We start from the raw sequence: 17,629 nt of genomic DNA on the forward strand, positions 1-17,629 counted from the left end.
GGCAGGCATCGACGGCGGTGCGCCGCTTCCTGCTGGCTATGGTGGGCTGCGGAGTGCTGATTTCGGCCTGCGCAATTGGGTCCGCAATCGTGTTGGCCGACATCGTGTCTGGAGTGATCACCGAACCGTCGACACGTAGCGTCGCGCACTGGTCACCGCTGCTGGCCGCACTTGTGCTGTTGTGGGCGGTGCGCACCCTGGCGCAATGGTTGCAGGCACGCCTCGGTCAGCGCGGAGCCAGCGCGGTGATCGCCGACCTGAGCGGACAGGTGCTGACCGCGGTCACCGCACGCTCCCCCCGCCGACTGGCCGCCGAACGAGACGCCGCCGTGGTCGTGGTCACCCGGGGATTGGACGGCCTGCGCCCCTACTTCACCGCCTACCTGCCTGCCCTGTTGCTGGCGGCGATCCTCACCCCGGTGAGCGTGCTGGTGGTCGCCCTTTACGACCGACGCGCCGCGGTGCTCGTCATGATCACGCTGCCGCTGATCCCGGTGTTCATGGTGTTGATCGGCCTGGCCACCGCGGATCGCTCGGCGGCGGCGTTGGCGGCCATGACGACTTTGCAGACACGGCTGCTGGATCTGATCGCCGGCATCCCGACCCTGCGCGCCCTCGGGCGGGCGGCCGGGCCAGAGCGGCGCATCGCCGAACTGTCCGACGCGCAGCGTCGGTCGACGATGGCCACCCTGCGTATCGCGTTCCTGTCAGCACTGGTGCTCGAACTGCTGGCCACGCTGAGCGTGGCGGTGGTGGCCGTCAGCATCGGCCTGCGACTGGTGTTCGGCGAGATGAGCCTGACCGCCGGCCTCACGGTGTTGCTGCTGGTTCCCGACGTGTATTGGCCCCTGCGGCGGATAGGGGTGGAGTTTCACGCCGCCGAGGATGGGCGCGCCGCCGTCGAGCGAGCCTTTGCGCTGATCGACGAATCGCCGCGCCGAGCGCCAGGTAGCAGCACGGTAACTGCACGCGGCGCGCAGATTCTTCTCGATTCACTCGGCGTGGCCGGCCGAGACGGCGATGCGCCGACTGGCCTGACCGCGCTGATCGAACCCGGCCAAGTCACCGTGCTGACCGGAGCCAACGGGGCCGGCAAGAGCACCGCGCTGGCGGCGATCGCCGGCCTCACCGAACCCAGCACTGGGCGCATCACGGTAGCCGGCGTCGACATCGCCGACCTGGACCTGCCGGCGTGGTGGGCCCAACTGTCCTGGCTGCCGCAGCGTCCGGCGCTGATCCCGGGCACGGTGGCGCACAACCTGGCGTTGTTCGGCGATCTTGCCGACGCCGACGAAGCTTGCGCTGCAGCGGGATTCGACGACGTGATCGCCGAGCTGCCCGACGGTCTGCACACCATGCTGGGCCGCGGCGGCGTCGGTTTGTCATTGGGGCAGCGGCAGCGGCTGGGGTTGGCGCGAGCGCTGGGGTCGAATGCCCCGGTGCTGTTGCTCGACGAGCCGACGGCCCACCTAGACGCCGCCACCGAACAACGCGTCCTGGCCGCACTGGTGCGACGCGCTCGCGGCGGCGCAACGGTAGTGGTGGTGGGCCACCGTGCTCCGGTGCTGGCGATCGGCGATCGGGTTGTGATCGTGCACAGCGAGGGGGTCGTGGACCATGCGCCGGCCTGATCCGTTGTGGGAAGCCCTCGGGCTACTGCGGCCGCGCCTGCCCCGGCTGCTGTTGGCCGGCCTGCTCGGGACGTTGTCGCTGTGCAGCGCGCTCGCGTTGGCCGCGATCTCGGCCTGGCTGATCACTCGGGCCTGGCAGATGCCACCGGTGCTGGACCTGTCGATCGCAGTGGTGGCGGTGCGGACGTTTGCGATCTCGCGCGGCGTACTGCATTACTGCGAGCGGCTGGTGAGCCACGACGCAGCACTGCGGGCCGCAGGCAGCGCCCGCGGCGGGCTCTATCGGCGACTGGCCCGCGGGCCGGTGGCGACCGCGGTGCGCTTGCCGAGCGGCGAGTTGGTGGCGCGGGTGGGCGCCGATGTCGATGAACTGGCAGACGTCCTGGTACGCGCCCTACTGCCGATCGCGGTGGCGGCGGTGCTCGGTGTGGTCGCCACCGCGGCGATCGCGGCGATCTCGCCGGTGGCAGCGGTGGTCCTGGCCGTCTGCCTGCTGGTCGCCGGTGCGGTGGCGCCGTGGCTAGCCGCGGGGGCCGCCACGGCCCAGGAACACACGGCCCGCGACCACCTCGCCGAGCGTGACGTCGCGGCGATGGAGGCGCTCGACCACGCACCCGAGCTGCGAATCGCCGGGCTGCTGCCCGCCGTCATCGGTGAGTCCCAAGACCGGCAGCGGGCATGGGCCGCAGCCCTGGACGGGGCCGCTAAACCGGCCGCGATCGCCGCTGCTCTGCCCACCGCCGCGATCGGGGTCAGCGTGCTGGGCGCTGTAGTGGCCGGGATCGGGCTCGCCGATGCCGTGGCGCCCACCACCCTGGCAGTGCTCATGTTGTTGCCGCTGTCCGCGTTTGAGGCGACGACCGCCCTGCCCGGGGCCGCCGTCGCGCTGACCCGGGCACGGATCGCGGCACGGCGGCTGCTCGACCTGGCACCGGCAGAGCCCGTGGCTGCGGGCACGCCGGAGCTCGCACCTGCGGATTCGACGCGTACACCGTCACTGCACGCCGACCTGCGTTCCGGATACCGAGAAGATCAGCGCCTCCAGGTACGGCTTGATCTGGCTCCCGGAGACCGGCTGGCGATCACCGGCCCCAGTGGGTCCGGCAAGACCACGCTGCTGATGACCCTGGCCGGTCTGCTGGCACCGCTGACCGGCCGCGTCTTCCTAGACGGGACCGCACTGCAGGAGCTTTCCGAAACCGACCTGCGATTGGCGATCAGCTTTTTTGCCGAGGACGCGCATATCTTCGCGACCACCGTCCGGGACAACCTGCTGGTCGCTCGCGGCGATTGCCACGACGACGAACTGGCCTCCACCGTGGGCCGGGTGGGTCTCGGGCCCTGGCTGGCCGGCCTGCCCGACGGTCTGGCAACCGTGCTGGCCGGCGGCGCCGAGGCCCTGTCGGCGGGTCAGCGGCGACGCCTGTTACTGGCCCGGGCCCTGCTGTCGCCGGCCCGGATCGTGCTGCTCGACGAGCCCACCGAGCATCTGCACGCCGCCGACGCGGACGACCTCCTGCGCGACCTCTTGGCTGTGCCCGGGCTGTTCGGAGCCGACCGGACCGTGGTGGTGGCGACCCACCACCTGCCGGACGACGGCGCCGCGCCCGGCTTCGCCGCGCTTGCGATCCCCGCTGACCCCACGGCGCGGACCCGCAGCGCCCGGCTTCGCCGCGCTTGCGATCCCCGCTGACCCCACGGCGCGGACCCGCAGCGCCCGGCTTCGCCGCGCTTGCGATCCCCGCTAGGGTGCTTTAGTCGGCCTTCCGCAAACCCGCCGATAGAACGGTTGAGTCAACTCATGACCACAGCAGAGACGTCGGCGCTGGAATCGCGGGTCGGCCACTACTACCAGATGGACGGCACCTACGTGGTGGGCCGGGAAAAGGTTCGCGAGTACGCGCGCGCCGTGCAGGACTACCACCCCGCACACTGGGACGTCGCCGCTGCCGCGGAAATGGGCTACTCGGGTCTGGTGGCGCCGTTGACGTTCACCTCGACCCCGGGCATGTCGTGCAACCGGCGCATGTTCGAATCCGTCGTCGTCGGCTACGACACCTACATGCAGACCGAAGAGGTCTTCGAGCAGCACCGCCCGATCGTCGACGGCGACGAACTGACCATCGACGTCGAGCTGACCTCGGTGCGCCGGATCGCCGGCCGCGACCTGATCACCGTCACCAACACCTTCACCGACACGGCTGGGGAAGTGGTGCACACCCTGCACACCACCGTCGTCGGTGTCACCGCCGAGGACATCGGCCCGGAGGTCAAGACAGCGGTACAGCGCGCGATGATGCACGACGTCAACATCCTCGACGTCGGCGAATCGGCCGCCCGCTACGAAAAAACAGTGCGGCCCGCCGGCGAAATCCGGATCTCCGAGGGTGGCCTGACCCGCGTCCCGGCGACGCCGTCCTTCGACGACGTGAAGGTCGGCGACGCGCTACCGGTGCATCACACCCGGCTTTCCCGGGGTGACCTGGTGAACTATGCCGGCGTGGCCGGCGACGCCAACCCCATCCACTGGGATGAGGACATCGCCAAGCTGGCCGGCCTCCCCGACGTGATTGCGCACGGCATGCTCACTATGGGTCTGGGCGCGGGCTTCGCCTCCTCCTGGACCGGCGACCCGGGCGCAGTCACCCGCTACGCCGTACGACTGTCCGCACCGGCGATCGTGTCCGCCAAGGAAGGCTCTGACATCGAATTCAGCGGCCGGATCAAGTCGCTGGACCCGGAGACCCGCAGCGGTATCATTCTCGTCGCAGCGAAGTCCGAGAACCGGAAGATTTTCGGCCTCGCGACCATGAACGTCCGCTTCCGCTGACTTCAGGCCCTGCGCGGACACCCGCAAGCCTGACAGGCCGCCTGCAGCACAGCGACAGGGAAAACCCAGTTCGCTGACAGCCACTTTCCAGTAAACACTGCGTACTATCAGTCCGACTGAGATGACGCTTGTGAAGAAAATTCCGCCCGAACGAAGAGGCGTAGACCGGTTTCGATAAACCGGCTGATGACGCAGCCGGAGAACCCGAACCGGCTGCGATTTCTCTTCTTTGGAATTAACGGCATTAGAGCCGTCAAAAAGCTTGATGTAAGCGGGAAATCGCTGCAGCTAGCTTGATGACAGCTGCCTCACAACAGTTTTCAAAGATGTACTGGTACCACTATCAACTGAAGAAGTCGCACGCTTTTTACATCGCAGGAACCTTGAATAGACAACGGCCGTCTAGGGTTTGGGTTTCGACGGCGAGTTTCGAGCGTCGGCAGTCAGAAACGCGTGACGTAAGGAGTCACCCGAGATGGATTTTGCTGCATTGCCCCCGGAGGTCAACTCCGGCCGGATGTACGCGGGTGCGGGCTCCGGCCCCCTGCTGGCGGCCGCTTCGGCGTGGGACGCGCTCGCCGCGGAATTGGGTTCTGCGGCTTCGTCCTACGAGTCCGTGGTGTCCAGCCTCACCGGGGAATGGTCCGGCCCGTCGTCCACTTCGATGGCCGCCGCAGCCGAGCCGTACGTGACGTGGATGAGCGCGACCGCCGCACAGGCCGAACTCTCGGCCAACCAGGCCCGCGCCGCAGCAGCGGCCTATGAGGCGGCCTTCGCCGCCACCGTGCCACCGCCGGTGGTCGCGGCAAACCGGACGCAGCTTGCAACCCTGATCGCAACGAACTTCCTCGGACAGAACACGCCGGCGATCGCCGCCACCGAAATCCACTACGCGGAGATGTGGGCCCAAGACGCCGGGGCGATGTACGGCTACGCCGGATCGGCCGCCGCAGCAACGCAGCTCGCCCCGTTCAACCAGCCCCCGGAGACCACCAATCCCACCGGCACGGCCAATCAGATGGCGGCATCGGCAGAGGCGACCGGAAACTCGGCGGCCTCCAACATCTCGCAGCAGATTTCCCAGCTGCTCAATGCGATGCCCCAGGCGCTGCAGTCGTTGGCCTCCAACCCCGTGGGGACCGCGGCGGCGACATCATCGGATTTCTTAACCAACTGGAACTTGATCTTCTCCACACTGACCGGGCCCACGACCCCGCTCGGCTGGTCGACAATCCCCGGTGGTTATTGGCTGGCGTTCGGACAGATGTACTCCTGGATCATGAACGGGATGGCTGCGCAGTCCTTCTTCGCCGGCCCGAAAGCCATTACCGGAGCGCTGCTGCCGCTGGCACCTCTCGCACAAACGGCACTACCGGCGGCAAGCCTGAGCAGTGCCACCAGCGTTCTGGGCAACGCAGCCTCCGTCGGCAAGCTCTCGGTGCCGGCATCATGGGCGGTTGCGGCTCCCGCGACCAAGCTGGTCAGCATGGCTTCGTCACTGCCGGCAACTCTGGAGGCCGCCCCGATGGCGGCGGTCGCCGGTCAGGACGCCATGTTCGGTGAGATGGCACTGTCCAGCCTGTTGGGCCGTGGCATAGGCGGCACCGCAACCCAATCCGTCGGTGCGGCGACCCGGTCGCTGCGCAACAGCGGCGGGTCCGATGCCTTCGGCCCCATTCCGCCCGGTGAAGCCGATCCCGCGGCCGCCACCATCATCGTCATTCCGGCATTGGATGAGTGACACCGCGATGACGAAACGTGGCCTCTCCCAGCTGACTCAGTCGCACTCGACCAGATAAGGGTGTCGAAATGTATTTCTCCTTGCTCCCGCCGGAAATCATCTCGGCCAACATGTACGCCGGCCCCGGTTCCGGGTCCCTCATTGCCGCCGCCACGGCGTGGGGGCGTCTCGCCAGCGAATTGAGCACCGCCGCATCCGAATACAACGCGGCGCTCGTCTCGCTCACCGGGGAATCGTGGACCGGTCCGTCGGCAACGGCGATGACGACCGCCGCCGAGCCTTACATCGCCTGGATGACGACCACCGCGGCCACCGCGGCACAGGCCGCCACCCAGGCGCAGGCCGCGGCCACCGCCTACGAAGCGGCGCACGCAGCGACGGTTCCGCCGGAAGTCGTTACAGCCAACCGCACCCAGAACCAGATGCTGTACGCGACGAACTTCCTCGGCCAGAATCTCGCGGCCATCGCGGCCAACGAAGCCCAGTACCTGGAGATGTGGGCGCAGGACGCCGCCGCCATGCAGACCTACGCCGCATCGGCTGCCGCGGCCACCAAGATCACCGCGTTCACCGAGCCTCCGCAGACCACCACCGGGACCGCCGAAGCCACGTCGGCGGCCAACGCGGGGTCGGCGGCAGCCACCTCGGGCAGCAACTCGATCATGGATTTCCTGGGCAACCTGGCGACCCAGTACAACACCTTCGTCAACAACCTGCTCACCCAGCTGACCGGCAATCCGAGTGCTCCGGCCAACTTCGCGTCGCTGTTCGCCGCCTTCAAGGGTCCGGCGGGGCTGACCACGCCGTTCAACGACATTTCGTTGCTGACCAACTTCCCCATCCAGAACGCTCTGAAGTTCGGAACTCCGGTGGGCCGGGTTTTCGAAGGCCTGCCGCTCAGCGGCCTCGGCGCCGGACTTCGGGTGGGCGGCATGGCCGGCCTGACCTCGTCGGTGTCGGCCACCATGTCCGAAGCGAACCTGGTGGGCAACCTGTCCGTCCCGCCGAGCTGGGCCTCTGCCAGCCCAGCGATCCGGCTGGCGGCCACCGGCGCCCCCGCCGCGGCCCTGGCTGCCGCCCCCGCCTCGGGGATGGCCGGCGGCATGCTCAACCAGGCGGCGCTGGGCAGCATGGCCGGCGGAGCCCTGGGAAGCGCCCGCCCTCGCACGGTAGGTGGCAGCGGACGCATCCGGATCCAGGGCGGTAAGGCGAAGACTCCGGTCAAGCTCGACGCGGTGATCGCCAAGCTGCAGAGCCAGCCCGAGGCGGTCCAACACTGGAACGTCGACCAGGCCGGGCTCGACGACCTGCTCGAGGAACTGTCCCGGAAGCCCGGCGTTCACGCCGTGCACCTCAAGGGCGCCAAGAAAGCCGCAACCCCCCTCAGCTGACGCCCACCGGCGGCGCCAAAACCTTCCCCCCTTCCCCGAAAGAGAGAGTCATGCTTCTCGAGTTCTGGCAGAACTTCACGCACAACCTGTTCAAGCCGCTGTTGTTGTTCTTCTACTTCGGCTTCCTGCTCGCACTGGCCAAGGTGCCGTTCGAGTTTCCGAACGCGGTGTATCAGGGCTTGACGATGTATCTGCTGCTGGCCATCGGTTGGCACGGCGGCGAGGAGCTCGCCGGTATCGACATCTCGCAGATCGGCGGAATTCTCGGATTCATGCTGACCGGCTTCGTGCTGAACTTCGTGATCGGCACGATCGCCTACGTGTTGCTGAAATACCTGACGAAGATGCGCGAAGTCGACCGTGCAACGGTCGCGGGCTACTACGGCTCCGATTCGGCCGGAACGTTCGCCACCTGCATGGGCGTGCTGGCCACCATCGGCATGGCCTTCGACGCCTACATGCCCGTCATGCTGGCCATCATGGAGATCCCCGGCTGCTTGGTGGCGCTGTTCCTGGTCGCCCGGCTGCGCCACAAGGGTATGGACGCTGCCGGAAACATGCCCCACGAGCCGGGCTACACGGTGCCGGCCGGTTCGGTCCCGGCAGCTGTGGGCGCCACCCAGGCCGGTGACCCCACCGGCGGCCTGGCCATCCAGATGAGCCCCGAGCGTCGCGCGGAGGCCGAAGGAACCTCGAACGGTCGCCTGATCAGCCGGGAACTGGTGCGGGAGGTCTTCCTCAACCCGGGCATCTGCCTGCTGCTCGGCGGCATCGCGATCGGCTTCATCAGCGGTCTGCAGGGCTCGAAGGTCACCGGCGTCGACGACCCGGTGTTCGTCACCGCGTTCCAGGGCGTGCTGTGCCTCTTCCTGCTCGAGATGGGGCTGACCGCGGCGCGCAAGCTGAAGGACCTGAAGTCCGCCGGTCGTGGTTTCATCCTGTTTGGTCTGCTGGTGCCCAACATCTTCGCAACGCTGGGGCTGTTTGTCGCACACACCTACTCGCAGCTGACCGGCGTCCACTTCCAGCTGGGCACCTACGTTCTGTTCGCCGTGCTGTGCGGCGCGGCGTCGTACATCGCCGTGCCGGCGATCCAGCGACTGGCGATTCCGGAGGCCAGCCCCAGCTTGCCGTTGGCCGCATCGCTGGGCCTGACGTTCTCCTACAACGTCACGATCGGCATCCCCCTCTACATTGAGATTGCGCATCTCATCACGTCGCAGTAGGCAGCTTGGTACAGCATGCAAGCCCCCAGGCAGCCGAGTGAAGAGTAGGAGGAACGACATGCGCAGCGTGTTATCGGTATTGGGCATTGCCGCCGTCATCGGGTTTGCCGCGCCGGCGTACGCGGATCCCGACGCCGGCGGTGGCGATGCAGCCTTCCTGGCTTCCCTGAAGGCGGTCGGGCTGACCTTCAACAGTGGCGATCAGGCCATTGTGGCCGGCCATGCCGTCTGCAGCATGGCCAACAACGGCGAGTCGGGACTGCAGGTCGTTAAACAACTCACGGCCGACAACCCCGGACTGAGCATGGACGCCGCGTCGCAGTTCGCGGCGGTTGCCGCCAACGCTTACTGCCCGCAGCACTTGAAGAAGTAGCCCTCGGTCAGCTGAAGAAGTAGCCGTAGGCCGGTTCCGCGCAGCGGAGCCGGCCTACGTTTTTGTCAGCTCTGCGTAGCGGGCGATGTGGGAGTCGGTGGTTCCGAACTCGTACTGAATTGCGGTGAGCCGCTTGAAATAGTGGCCGATCGCCAACTCTTCAGTCATGCCCATCCCGCCGTGCAGTTGCACCGCCTCTTGGCCGACGAACCGGGCCGCCCGGCCGATGGTGGCCTTGCCTGCCGACACCGCGCGGGCGCGGGTGGCCTCGTCCGCCTCGAGGTTGAGGATCGCCAGGTAGACCGCGGCGGCCGACTGCTCAACCTCCATGAACATGTCGACCATCCGGTGCTGCAGAGCCTGAAAGCTCCCGATGGGCTGCCCGAACTGCTGACGCTGCTTGCAGTATTCGACGGTGTCCGCCAAGACTTTCCGCATGCAGCCGACCGCCTCGGAGCAGATCGCCGCGGCGCCCTCGTCCCGGGCCTGCGCCAATGATGGCCACGCCCCGCCGCGCTCACCCAGCAGGGCGTCGGCGCCGAGCCGCAGATCGGTGAAGGTGACGTCAGCCGCGCTCCGGTCGTCGATGGTGCGATACGGATGCAGCGTGATTCCCGCAGCGTCGGCCTCGGTGAGGAACAACGAGATTCCGTCTTCGCCCTCGATGCGGGCGGTGACCAGCAGGTGCGTGGCAAGAGGCGCCGCCACGGCCATGATCTTCGAGCCGTTCAGCACCCAGCCGTCACCGTCGGAACGCGCCAGGGTCTGCGCGTCCTGCCACCGCTCGGCCGAACCCGGTTCTGCGGCAGCCAATGCGGCAACCGCGGTCCCCGCCACGAGTTCCTTGAGCACCCCGGCTGCCACCGGGTTACCGGAGCGGCGCAGCAGACCGCCGGCGACGACGACGGCGTCGACATACGGTTCGATCACCAGCGCATGCCCGAGCGCTTCGGTGATGACCATGAGTTCGACTGCGCCGCCGCCAATTCCATCGAATTCTTCTGGAAACGTCGCGCCCAGAATGCCCAGTTCACCGGCGAAGGCACGCCAAATCTCGGGCTGCCATCCGGCGCCGGTCTTGGCTGCGGCGCGGCTCGTCTCGAGGTCGTAGCGCGCGGCGAGGAACTTGGTGATGCCGTCACGCAGCATCTGCTGCTCATTGTTCACGTTAAAGTCCATTAGAGCCCCAATGCCGCTTTGGCCAGAATATTCCGCTGAATTTCATTGCTACCGGCGTAGATCGAGCCGGCCCGGTCGTTGAAGTAGCGCAACGGAGCCACCGCCTGCCACGGTTCGCCAGACGCATATCCGTCGGCTGGCGGCTGGTAGTCGGCGATCGGACCCCCAGGCGCGGTGACATGCGGCTGATAGATGCGCCCGCGCGGTCCGGCCGCCTCCAAGGCCAGAGCGGTGAGCTCCTGACTCAGCTCGGTGCCCAAGATCTTGAGCATCGACGACGAGGCGCCGGGGTTGCGTCCCTCGGCGACGGCGGTAAGCACCTGGTATTCCAGGATCTCCAAGACCTCGGCGCGAATCCGCGCGTCCGCCAGCTTGCGCATGAAGGCGTCGTCGTCGGAGAGCTTGCCACCGCCCGGCCCCGGCTGGTTCTTGGCCGCCGTGGCGATCTCCTCGGCCACCACCTGCAGGCCCGGCGCCACCGCGCCGCCGCCGCGCTCGAATTCGAGCAGATACTTCGCGACTGTCCAGCCGCTGTCGATCTCTCCGATGACGTTGGTCTTGGGGACCCGCACCTCGTCGAAGAACACCTGGTTCTGGATCTCTTCGCCGGAGGTCATCACCAGCGGCCGGATCTCGATGCCGGGCGAGGTCATGTCGATCAGCACGAACGTGATGCCCTGCTGCTTCTTGGCGGTCCGGGAGGTGCGCACCAGGGCGAACATCCAGTTCGCCTCGCCGGCGTGGGTGGTCCAGATCTTGCTGCCGGTGCAGACCAAGTCGTCGCCGTCGACCGTGGCCGCCATCGACAACGCGGCCAAGTCCGATCCGGCCTCCGGCTCGGAGTACCCCTGACAGAAGAACACCTCGCCGGTGAGAATCCGGGGCAAGAAGTAGTCCTTCTGTGCGTCCGTTCCGTACCGGACGATCGCGTGCGCGACCATCCGGATTCCCATCGGTGACAACGACGGTGCGCCGGCGAGCGTCGACTCGCGACCGAAGATGTAGTGCTGAGTCAGGCTCCAATCACAGCCACCATGTTCCACCGGCCACGCGGGCGCCGCCCAACCCCGCTCGTGCAGAATTGCCTGCCACGCCATGCTGGCCTCGTGATCGGCATAGACACTGGTCATCAGCCGACCCGCGCGACGCAGCTCCGGGGTCAGTTTCTGGTCGAGAAAATCCCGAACCTCCGATTGAAACGCCCGGTCTTCCTCTGACCACCGCAGATCCATTAATCTCCCCTGCCGTACCGGCGGATAGACGCTTTTCCGCGCAGTCTAGCGTCCAGTTTGTGAGCGGCGATTCCGCCCGCGTTAGGCGATCAAGCGGTCTGCTCAGTTCCGTTCGAAGGACACCCGATCCGACGTCGGGGATCATGACGGAGTGAGCCGCGCTGCGTACCGACGACAGGCGGGTGCACACGGCCCCGCCGGAATTCTTGGCGCGTACTCGGGAACTGTTGTCCGCCCCGAGCCCTGCCGCGCCGCAGGGCTATCCGTTCCAGCTTGGCAATCGGCGGAACCGACATTCGATGAACTCCTGGCTCAACGAGCTTCCTGGGCTACACCGCTCCGGCAAACGCAACGATGTACTGATCAACACCCGCGACGCCGCGGACCTCGGTATTGCCGAAGGCGATCTGGTGCGGGTGTTCTCACCCACCGGCGAGGTCGTGCTGGCCGCATCTGTGTCGGAACGGCCACGGCGCGGAATGGTGATCATCGACCACGGTTGGGGTTCAAGGATATTCGACCCTCGCAGCGGCGGACAGCCCGAGTCGTTCGGCGTCAATCGCAATCTGCTGGTTGACGGCCAATCCCTGGACCCGCTGTCGCAGACATCGCCACTGAGTTCGAGCTACGTCGGCGTCCAGCGACTGGAAGCCCCGAGCGCAGGGTAGAGCGGAGCCCCCTATCGGATTCGGCCTGCAATGCCGTCTAACAGCAACGCCCGACTCTCCTCGGCGCCGTCGAGCATCCGGGTGATTCGCCTGACGATCTGCCACTGCCCGGGCGAGCCGGCCACCCGCTTGAGGTGAAAGTAGTTGGCGCCGCCGCGCGCGACGCGAAACTGGTTGCCCTGTTTGACCAGCAGCGTCGACTCACATACGGCGACCGCCTCGTCTCCGTTCACGGTGACCACCGCCGGGCCCAGAAAGTGCGTACATCCCCGAGCGATCAGATCCTGGTGACCACGAGAGCGCACCATCGCCGCAATCTCTTCGCGGCCGGTCATCAGCCAGTTCTCGACGTCGTAGATGCCGTCGTGTTGCCACAGCGCTGCGGTGGATTCGGGATCGCCGGCATCCACCAGTGGACCGTAGGACGCGATCAGCCGCTCGATCGCGCGCTCGTCCTCGATCTGCTGCAGGCGCCGCTCCAGTTCGGCCAGTCGTTGCTCGATCATCGCCCCTCCCGGCGCGACAGGTCGGCCAGCTCGGCCAATGCGATCAGCTGGTCACGGAAGTGCGCCGACGAGCGCGCCGCGATCACACAGCTGACGTCGGTGGCACCGATGTCAGTGAGCCTGCCGATCCGATCGAGGGTCTGTTGCGGAGCGTCGAGCGGGTCCATCGGAGGCGTCGACAATACGACGGCGAATGACTCTGGGAGGTCCACGGAGCCAAGGTATTTCGTCAGCTCCTCGATGGTCAGGCCGAATGGTGTCCAGCCGTCGCCCAGGTCCACCGCGCGCCGAAGCGAGCGCCGGGTGCGTCCACCCACCCAGATCGGCACCCGCGGTTGCACCGCGCAGGGCTGCACGATCATCGAGTCGAACCCATAAAAGGCGCCGTGATAGGCGGGGCGGGTGCTCGACAGCGACGCCCGCAACGCCTTCATCGCGTCGTCAGCGCGGGCCCCGCGGTCTTCCCACGCGCAGCCGAGCAGATCGAACTCCTCACGTAGCGATCCGACCCCGACGCCTAGAGTCAGCCGGCCACCGCTGAGCCGGTCGAGGGTCCCGTAGCGTTTGGCGAGCTCCAGCGGATGGTGATAGCCCAGCACCACAACCGATGTCACCAATCGAATCGACTGGGTGCGGGCGGCGAGAAACGCCAGCGTGGCCAACGGATCCCAGTAGGTCGTTCCGCGACCGGCCGCGGCGTCGGCGGGAACCGCGACATGTTCCGAGCAGGTGAGGTAGGCGAACCCGAGTTCGTCGGCGGCCGAGGCGATCTGGCTGATGTCCTCGACACCGCCCTCGGCCTCCCAGCTCGACGCTGTTCCGGGGACCTGGATGACGACCGGCGTCGCCAAGCCGAGCCGCATCAGCGGGACCGAATCCGGGGACCGTTGTACCGCAAGGACTCTATGCCTTTCGTTGCGCTGTGAATGTGAGGTAGCCTCATGGGAGTGAAACTAGAATGAATTTTAGTTATGGAGGCGTCTCTTGTCTAGCGGTGATCGACCCGAGTGGGCGCAGCAGTACGGCCCCTGGGCTGTGGTCGCCGGCGGCTCGGAAGGTGTCGGCGCCGAGTTCGCTTTCCAGCTGGCCGAAGCCGGTATCAATCTGGTCCTGATCGCGCGCAAGCCAGACCCGTTGCGTGACACCGCTGATCGATGCAGGGCAGGTGGCGTGTGTGTCCGTGAGCTGGCTGTCGATCTGACTGCCGCGGACGCGGTCACCCGGATCGACGAGGCGACGTCGGACATCGAAGTCGGGTTGCTCATCTACAACGCGGGAGCCAACACGCACAGCGCGGAGTTCCTCGACGGCGATCTGGGGGCCTTCGAGCGCGTGCTCGACCTGAACGTGCGGACGCCGCTGGCGCTGATCCACCATTTCGGGAGGCCGATGCGCGGTCGGCGGCGCGGTGGTCTACTGCTGGTCGGGTCGCTGACCGGGTATCTCGGTTCGGCACGGCAGACCGTGTACGGGGGCGCGAAGGCGTTCACCCGGATCTACGCCGAGGGCCTTTGGCTGGAGTTGCGCGACTACAACGTGCACGTCTTGGAGTTGGTGCTCGGCGTGACCAGGACGCCTGCCATGGCACGGGCCGGCCTCAACTTCGACGTGCGGGGGCTGCGAGTATCCGATCCGGCCGAGGTCGCCCGCGAAGGCCTCGACCAGCTCTCCCGGGGGCCGGTGCACGTCATCTCGGCCCACGCCGACAGTCCTGCCCTGCGCACCACCGCAGATCGCGCCGAAGCCGTGCTCGCCTCACATCGGCTGATGCAGAAGCTGCTCGCGACGGCCCCCCGAGCCGCTGATGCCCCGCCCGCCGGTTGAGCGCGACGCCGCTGTTCCCAGCACGGACGCGCAGCGGCAACGCTGCGAGCGCATCCTTGCCACCGCGGCCCGACTCGGTGCCCGCGACGGGCTGGAGGGCGTCCGGATGCAGGATGTGGCCGACCAGTCGGCGGTTTCGATCGCGACCCTCTACCGCTACTACCCCACCAAGCATCACTTGTTCAGCGCCTTGCTGTTGCACTTCACCCAGACCGCAGGTCCGTTGCACCCGCCGTCGGGCTGTCCGGCAGCCGACGTCACCGATCTCATGGTCGGCATCTGCCGTGCGATGCTCGCGCGACCTCGGCTGGCTCGCGCAATGATCACCTCGGTCAACGCCCGGCGGTCCGAGTCGACGGCAATCGGGGACTTCGACCTGCGTGCCAACATCTTGTCCGTCGCCGGGATCTCCCGGCCCGCACCGCGGGACACCCAGCTGGCGCTGCTGGTGGAGCAGTGCGCCTACGGCATCTTGTCCTGGGCGGTGATGGGTGAGACGACGCCCGTGCAGGCCGAACGCGACATGCGGCGCGCCTGCGAGCTGCTGCTAGCGCCCTGGCGAGGTGATACGCACTCCGGACCCTCGGCGCTGCGCTGACGGCGTGCCTGTGGCTGCGCTATCGCCCGAGCGCGGCATCGCCAGCGCCGTCCCGAGGATCCAGGCGAACAAGAAAGCCGGCATTGCGGTGATCGAGTAGCCCTCCAGCGACAGCGGACCGCTGCGGAAGACGAACGTCAGGAGCAGCACCGGATGGACCACCGCGGCAGCAAGTGCCAGGTGACCTGCGTAGGCCGGCAGCGTCTGGCGGGCGTAGACCGCGACCACGAACGCGCCCAGCGCTACCACCAGGGGCAGCCCCGACATGGCCAGCAGCCCGAACGTCAGGTCATAGAGCAGTGCCGCCGCGTCGGCACTGCGGCGCCGGTACAGCAGGAGGTCAAAGGCAGTGAACCCGCTGAGCAGCAGGGTCAGGCATCCGATGAAGCCCGCGGCGAAGCAGGTCGGAAGGATCGATTTCATGGGAACGCGATCCCGGATGTACGTCCACACCGCGGCACCGAAGACGAACCAGAGCGTGACGCCGACGGTGTTGAGTGCCATCGTCACGACCAGCCGGTCATGGTGGGCTGCGGCCCACCGCGCCACGTCAATCGACTGCGTTCGGGTCGCCGGGAAAGACCAGATCGGATAGGCCAGCAATGTGGTCGCGGGCAGGACGACGCCCAGGATGCCGGACCACCTGGCAACCCGTGGCGCGTCCCAGGATGTGCCGATCACGAAAGTTCCCCCTGTTGTCGGGCGAGGTCCCACTGACCGAAGTCCGCGGCAAGGACGTCGTTGACGTCCACATGCGCGCCGTCGATGACGAAACCCGGCTCGGTCGCGGTGACGATTTCTCGTTGGAAGAGTACGGCTGCCGGTTCGCGGTCTCCGTGCGACCATGCCCGGGTCTGCCATGCCCACCGATGACCCGGGCTGGTCGACTTGCCGATCACCCCGTCGTTGATCGCCCAGGTGCATTGGCGGGCGCCGCCGTAGATTCCGGTGCGATCAACGCCCAGTACGGAGTTGATCCCGTGAAACCATTGGGCCGCCATGTTCTTCCACGTTGTGGCATCGATGTCCTCGTCGACACTGAAGTAGATCGGCGCTGACGGCGGTCCCCCGGCCGCGGCATGCAGCCGCAGCGCCGTCTGCGCATCGGCCACGCCGCCGTCATAGCCCCGGGTGAAATCCGACGGCGACTGCGTCCAACCCGGTTTGCCGAACTGGTAGCAGCTGGCGACTTGCAGGCCGGCGGCGCGTAGCCCGTCGGCATAGTCGCGGGTGACGGGCTTGAAGTCGAAGGTGGCGCCCGGCCGGAGCTCGGAGACGTAGACCAACGCCCCGTCGAATCCGGCGGCCTTGATCTGGTCGGGCGGCACCAGCCGGTGGGCGAAATCAATGACCTGCAGCCCGTTCGCACGGGACCTCGGTGCGCCGACCGTCGCCCCGAGGACGCCGGGCACGGCCAGCGCCGGGGGAAGTAACGCGGCATACCTCAGCAGGTCGCGGCGCGAAGCGGAACGCGTCACAACTGGCAAGGGTACCGGCGAGACGTTCCTACAATGTGCTGATCACCGATTCGCCGAACTGGCCCAGTGCCTCGACCGTATGGCTGAGGCTGTCGCCGGGAACGGTGACCTGTACCCAGGTCACGCCGGCTTCGGCCAGCCGGCCCAGGCCGTCCAGGTAGGCGCCGGGATCGAAGCCGTCGTAGCCGGGACGGCCGCCGACGAGGTTCGAGAAACAGATGTCGATGGCGGCCCAGTCACGGCCGGCCTCGTCGCAGCGCCGTTTCAGGTCGTCGATGCCCGCGGTCAGGGCTTCGACCGAATTCATTTCGGCAGTGCGGGCGGTGCTGGCCAGGCCGGGCGACGCCGGGAACGGCGCCCAGCCCTGGCCCCGTGTCGCGACCCGTTGACGCGCTTTGCCGGTGTTTCCGCCGATCCAGATCGGCGGGTGGGGGCTGCTGACCGGTCGCGGGTGCGCGGTGATCCCGCGGGCGCGAAAATGCCGGCCCTCGAATGAGACGTCGTCACCGGTCCAGATGGCTCGGATGACGTCCAGGCTCTCTTCGACCAGTGCGGCGCGCTCCTCGAAGTCCACCCCCAAAGCGGCGAACTCGCCCTTGAGGTAGCCCACACCGACGGCCAAGGTGAACCTTCCCCCCGACAACAGATCCAGGGTCGCACCCGATTTCGCCACCACGAACGGGTTGCGGTAGGGCAAGACAACGACGTTCGGGATGAACCGGATCGTTTCGGTATGCGCCGCGGCGAATCCCATCGCCACGAAGGGATCGAGACTGTCGTGGCCGCCGGCGTCGAGCCAGCGCTGTGTCGGTGCCGGGTGGTCGGTGAAACCCATGGCGTCAAACCCGGCGGCTTCGGCGGCCCGCGCAACGGTGCTCACCGCCTGCGGCGAAACCAGCTCCGGATGGCAGGGATGGGTGATGATCGGGTAGGTGAACGCGAACCGCATACG

The 17,629-nt window shown here is 67.3% G+C and carries 16 protein-coding genes and 1 pseudogene; 10 read left to right on the top strand and 7 right to left on the bottom strand.

Features of this window, described 5'->3' with window-relative positions; all coding sequences use genetic code 11:
* Positions 1-17: 17 nt before the first annotated feature.
* From cydD to RCP37_RS21655, 7 genes are all read left to right on the top strand, one after another.
* Entirely contained in the window at positions 18-1,631 is a 1,614-nt protein-coding gene (gene cydD, locus RCP37_RS21625; protein WP_308487199.1) for a thiol reductant ABC exporter subunit CydD, read from the top strand.
* A complete protein-coding gene (gene cydC / locus RCP37_RS21630) occupies positions 1,618-3,324 on the top strand; it encodes a thiol reductant ABC exporter subunit CydC (RefSeq protein ID WP_308484958.1) in 1,707 nt (568 codons plus the stop codon). The genes cydD and cydC overlap by 14 nt, the downstream gene beginning before the upstream one ends.
* A gap of 108 nt (positions 3,325-3,432) precedes the next feature.
* Complete coding sequence (locus RCP37_RS21635) at positions 3,433-4,461, top strand: fused (3R)-hydroxyacyl-ACP dehydratase subunits HadA/HadB (protein ID WP_308484959.1); 1,029 nt, start codon at positions 3,433-3,435, stop codon at positions 4,459-4,461.
* 475 nt (positions 4,462-4,936) lie between these two features.
* A complete protein-coding gene (locus RCP37_RS21640) occupies positions 4,937-6,202 on the top strand; it encodes a PPE family protein (RefSeq protein ID WP_308484960.1) in 1,266 nt (421 codons plus the stop codon).
* Between the two features lie 68 nt (positions 6,203-6,270).
* A complete protein-coding gene (locus RCP37_RS21645) occupies positions 6,271-7,593 on the top strand; it encodes a PPE family protein (protein WP_308484961.1) in 1,323 nt (440 codons plus the stop codon).
* A 50-nt stretch (positions 7,594-7,643) separates the two neighbouring features.
* Positions 7,644-8,819 (top strand): sodium-dependent bicarbonate transport family permease, encoded by a 1,176-nt coding sequence (locus RCP37_RS21650; protein WP_308484962.1) that lies wholly within the window; start codon positions 7,644-7,646, stop codon positions 8,817-8,819.
* Positions 8,820-8,877: 58 nt separating this feature from the next.
* Positions 8,878-9,192 (top strand): DUF732 domain-containing protein, encoded by a 315-nt coding sequence (locus RCP37_RS21655; protein ID WP_308484963.1) that lies wholly within the window; start codon positions 8,878-8,880, stop codon positions 9,190-9,192.
* Between the two features lie 54 nt (positions 9,193-9,246).
* Here RCP37_RS21655 and RCP37_RS21660 read toward each other — a convergent pair whose 3' ends face one another.
* Both RCP37_RS21660 and RCP37_RS21665 read right to left on the bottom strand, forming a co-directional pair.
* Complete coding sequence (locus RCP37_RS21660; RefSeq protein WP_308484964.1) at positions 9,247-10,371, bottom strand: acyl-CoA dehydrogenase family protein; 1,125 nt, start codon at positions 10,369-10,371, stop codon at positions 9,247-9,249.
* Positions 10,371-11,603, bottom strand: a complete 1,233-nt coding sequence (locus RCP37_RS21665; protein ID WP_308484965.1) for an acyl-CoA dehydrogenase family protein — start codon at positions 11,601-11,603, stop codon at positions 10,371-10,373. The genes RCP37_RS21660 and RCP37_RS21665 overlap by 1 nt, the downstream gene beginning before the upstream one ends.
* 158 nt (positions 11,604-11,761) lie before the next feature.
* On the opposite strand from RCP37_RS21665, the pseudogene RCP37_RS21670 reads away from it, so the two are divergent.
* A pseudogene (locus RCP37_RS21670) lies at positions 11,762-12,271 on the top strand (molybdopterin dinucleotide binding domain-containing protein); the annotation flags it as partial.
* Between the two features lie 11 nt (positions 12,272-12,282).
* On the opposite strand, the gene RCP37_RS21675 reads toward RCP37_RS21670, so the two are convergent.
* Positions 12,283-12,777 carry a nuclear transport factor 2 family protein gene (locus RCP37_RS21675; protein ID WP_308484966.1) on the bottom strand — a complete coding sequence of 165 codons (495 nt, stop codon included), beginning with the start codon at positions 12,775-12,777 and terminating at the stop codon, positions 12,283-12,285.
* Positions 12,774-13,640: an LLM class F420-dependent oxidoreductase gene (locus RCP37_RS21680; protein WP_308484967.1), complete on the bottom strand. Its 867-nt coding sequence runs from the start codon at positions 13,638-13,640 to the stop codon at positions 12,774-12,776. The genes RCP37_RS21675 and RCP37_RS21680 overlap by 4 nt, the downstream gene beginning before the upstream one ends.
* Positions 13,641-13,761: 121 nt before the next feature.
* Here RCP37_RS21680 and RCP37_RS21685 point away from each other — a divergent pair, with 121 nt between their 5' ends.
* A complete protein-coding gene (locus tag RCP37_RS21685; protein WP_308484968.1) occupies positions 13,762-14,601 on the top strand; it encodes an SDR family NAD(P)-dependent oxidoreductase in 840 nt (279 codons plus the stop codon).
* The gene (locus RCP37_RS21690; RefSeq protein ID WP_308484969.1) at positions 14,582-15,199 is read left to right on the top strand and encodes a TetR/AcrR family transcriptional regulator; all 618 of its coding nucleotides are present in this window, start codon (positions 14,582-14,584) and stop codon (positions 15,197-15,199) included. Before RCP37_RS21685 ends, RCP37_RS21690 begins: the two co-directional genes overlap by 20 nt.
* Here RCP37_RS21690 and RCP37_RS21695 read toward each other — a convergent pair.
* From RCP37_RS21695 to RCP37_RS21705, 3 genes are read right to left on the bottom strand one after another with little or no spacing between them, the layout of a single operon-like run.
* Positions 15,149-15,880 (bottom strand): hypothetical protein, encoded by a 732-nt coding sequence (locus RCP37_RS21695; RefSeq protein ID WP_308484970.1) that lies wholly within the window; start codon positions 15,878-15,880, stop codon positions 15,149-15,151. The two genes, RCP37_RS21690 and RCP37_RS21695, sit on opposite strands and share 51 nt — an antisense overlap.
* Positions 15,877-16,677, bottom strand: coding sequence for a DUF1906 domain-containing protein (locus RCP37_RS21700; RefSeq protein WP_373693083.1), 801 nt, complete (start codon positions 16,675-16,677; stop codon positions 15,877-15,879). The genes RCP37_RS21695 and RCP37_RS21700 overlap by 4 nt, the downstream gene beginning before the upstream one ends.
* Positions 16,678-16,705: 28 nt before the next feature.
* Positions 16,706-17,626 carry an LLM class F420-dependent oxidoreductase gene (locus tag RCP37_RS21705; RefSeq protein WP_024441629.1) on the bottom strand — a complete coding sequence of 307 codons (921 nt, stop codon included), beginning with the start codon at positions 17,624-17,626 and terminating at the stop codon, positions 16,706-16,708.
* Positions 17,627-17,629: the final 3 nt, after the last annotated feature.

The organism is Mycolicibacter sp. MU0102 (genome assembly GCF_963378105.1).
Lineage (GTDB): Bacteria > Actinomycetota > Actinomycetes > Mycobacteriales > Mycobacteriaceae > Mycobacterium > Mycobacterium holstebronense.

Bases quoted from the DNA above. Each gene is read 5' to 3' on its own strand.
- RCP37_RS21655 (WP_308484963.1), top strand. From the start codon at position 8,878: ATGCGCAGCGTGTTATCGGTATTGGGCATTGCCGCCGTCATCGGGTTT.
- RCP37_RS21645 (WP_308484961.1), top strand. From the start codon at position 6,271: ATGTATTTCTCCTTGCTCCCGCCGGAAATCATCTCGGCCAACATGTAC.
- RCP37_RS21650 (WP_308484962.1), top strand. From the start codon at position 7,644: ATGCTTCTCGAGTTCTGGCAGAACTTCACGCACAACCTGTTCAAGCCG.
- RCP37_RS21690 (WP_308484969.1), top strand. From the start codon at position 14,582: ATGCCCCGCCCGCCGGTTGAGCGCGACGCCGCTGTTCCCAGCACGGAC.
- cydC (WP_308484958.1), top strand. From the start codon at position 1,618: ATGCGCCGGCCTGATCCGTTGTGGGAAGCCCTCGGGCTACTGCGGCCG.
- RCP37_RS21705 (WP_024441629.1), bottom strand. From the start codon at position 17,626: ATGCGGTTCGCGTTCACCTACCCGATCATCACCCATCCCTGCCATCCG.
- RCP37_RS21635 (WP_308484959.1), top strand. From the start codon at position 3,433: ATGACCACAGCAGAGACGTCGGCGCTGGAATCGCGGGTCGGCCACTAC.
- RCP37_RS21640 (WP_308484960.1), top strand. From the start codon at position 4,937: ATGGATTTTGCTGCATTGCCCCCGGAGGTCAACTCCGGCCGGATGTAC.
- RCP37_RS21680 (WP_308484967.1), bottom strand. From the start codon at position 13,640: ATGCGGCTCGGCTTGGCGACGCCGGTCGTCATCCAGGTCCCCGGAACA.
- RCP37_RS21675 (WP_308484966.1), bottom strand. From the start codon at position 12,777: ATGATCGAGCAACGACTGGCCGAACTGGAGCGGCGCCTGCAGCAGATC.
- RCP37_RS21660 (WP_308484964.1), bottom strand. From the start codon at position 10,371: ATGGACTTTAACGTGAACAATGAGCAGCAGATGCTGCGTGACGGCATC.
- RCP37_RS21665 (WP_308484965.1), bottom strand. From the start codon at position 11,603: ATGGATCTGCGGTGGTCAGAGGAAGACCGGGCGTTTCAATCGGAGGTT.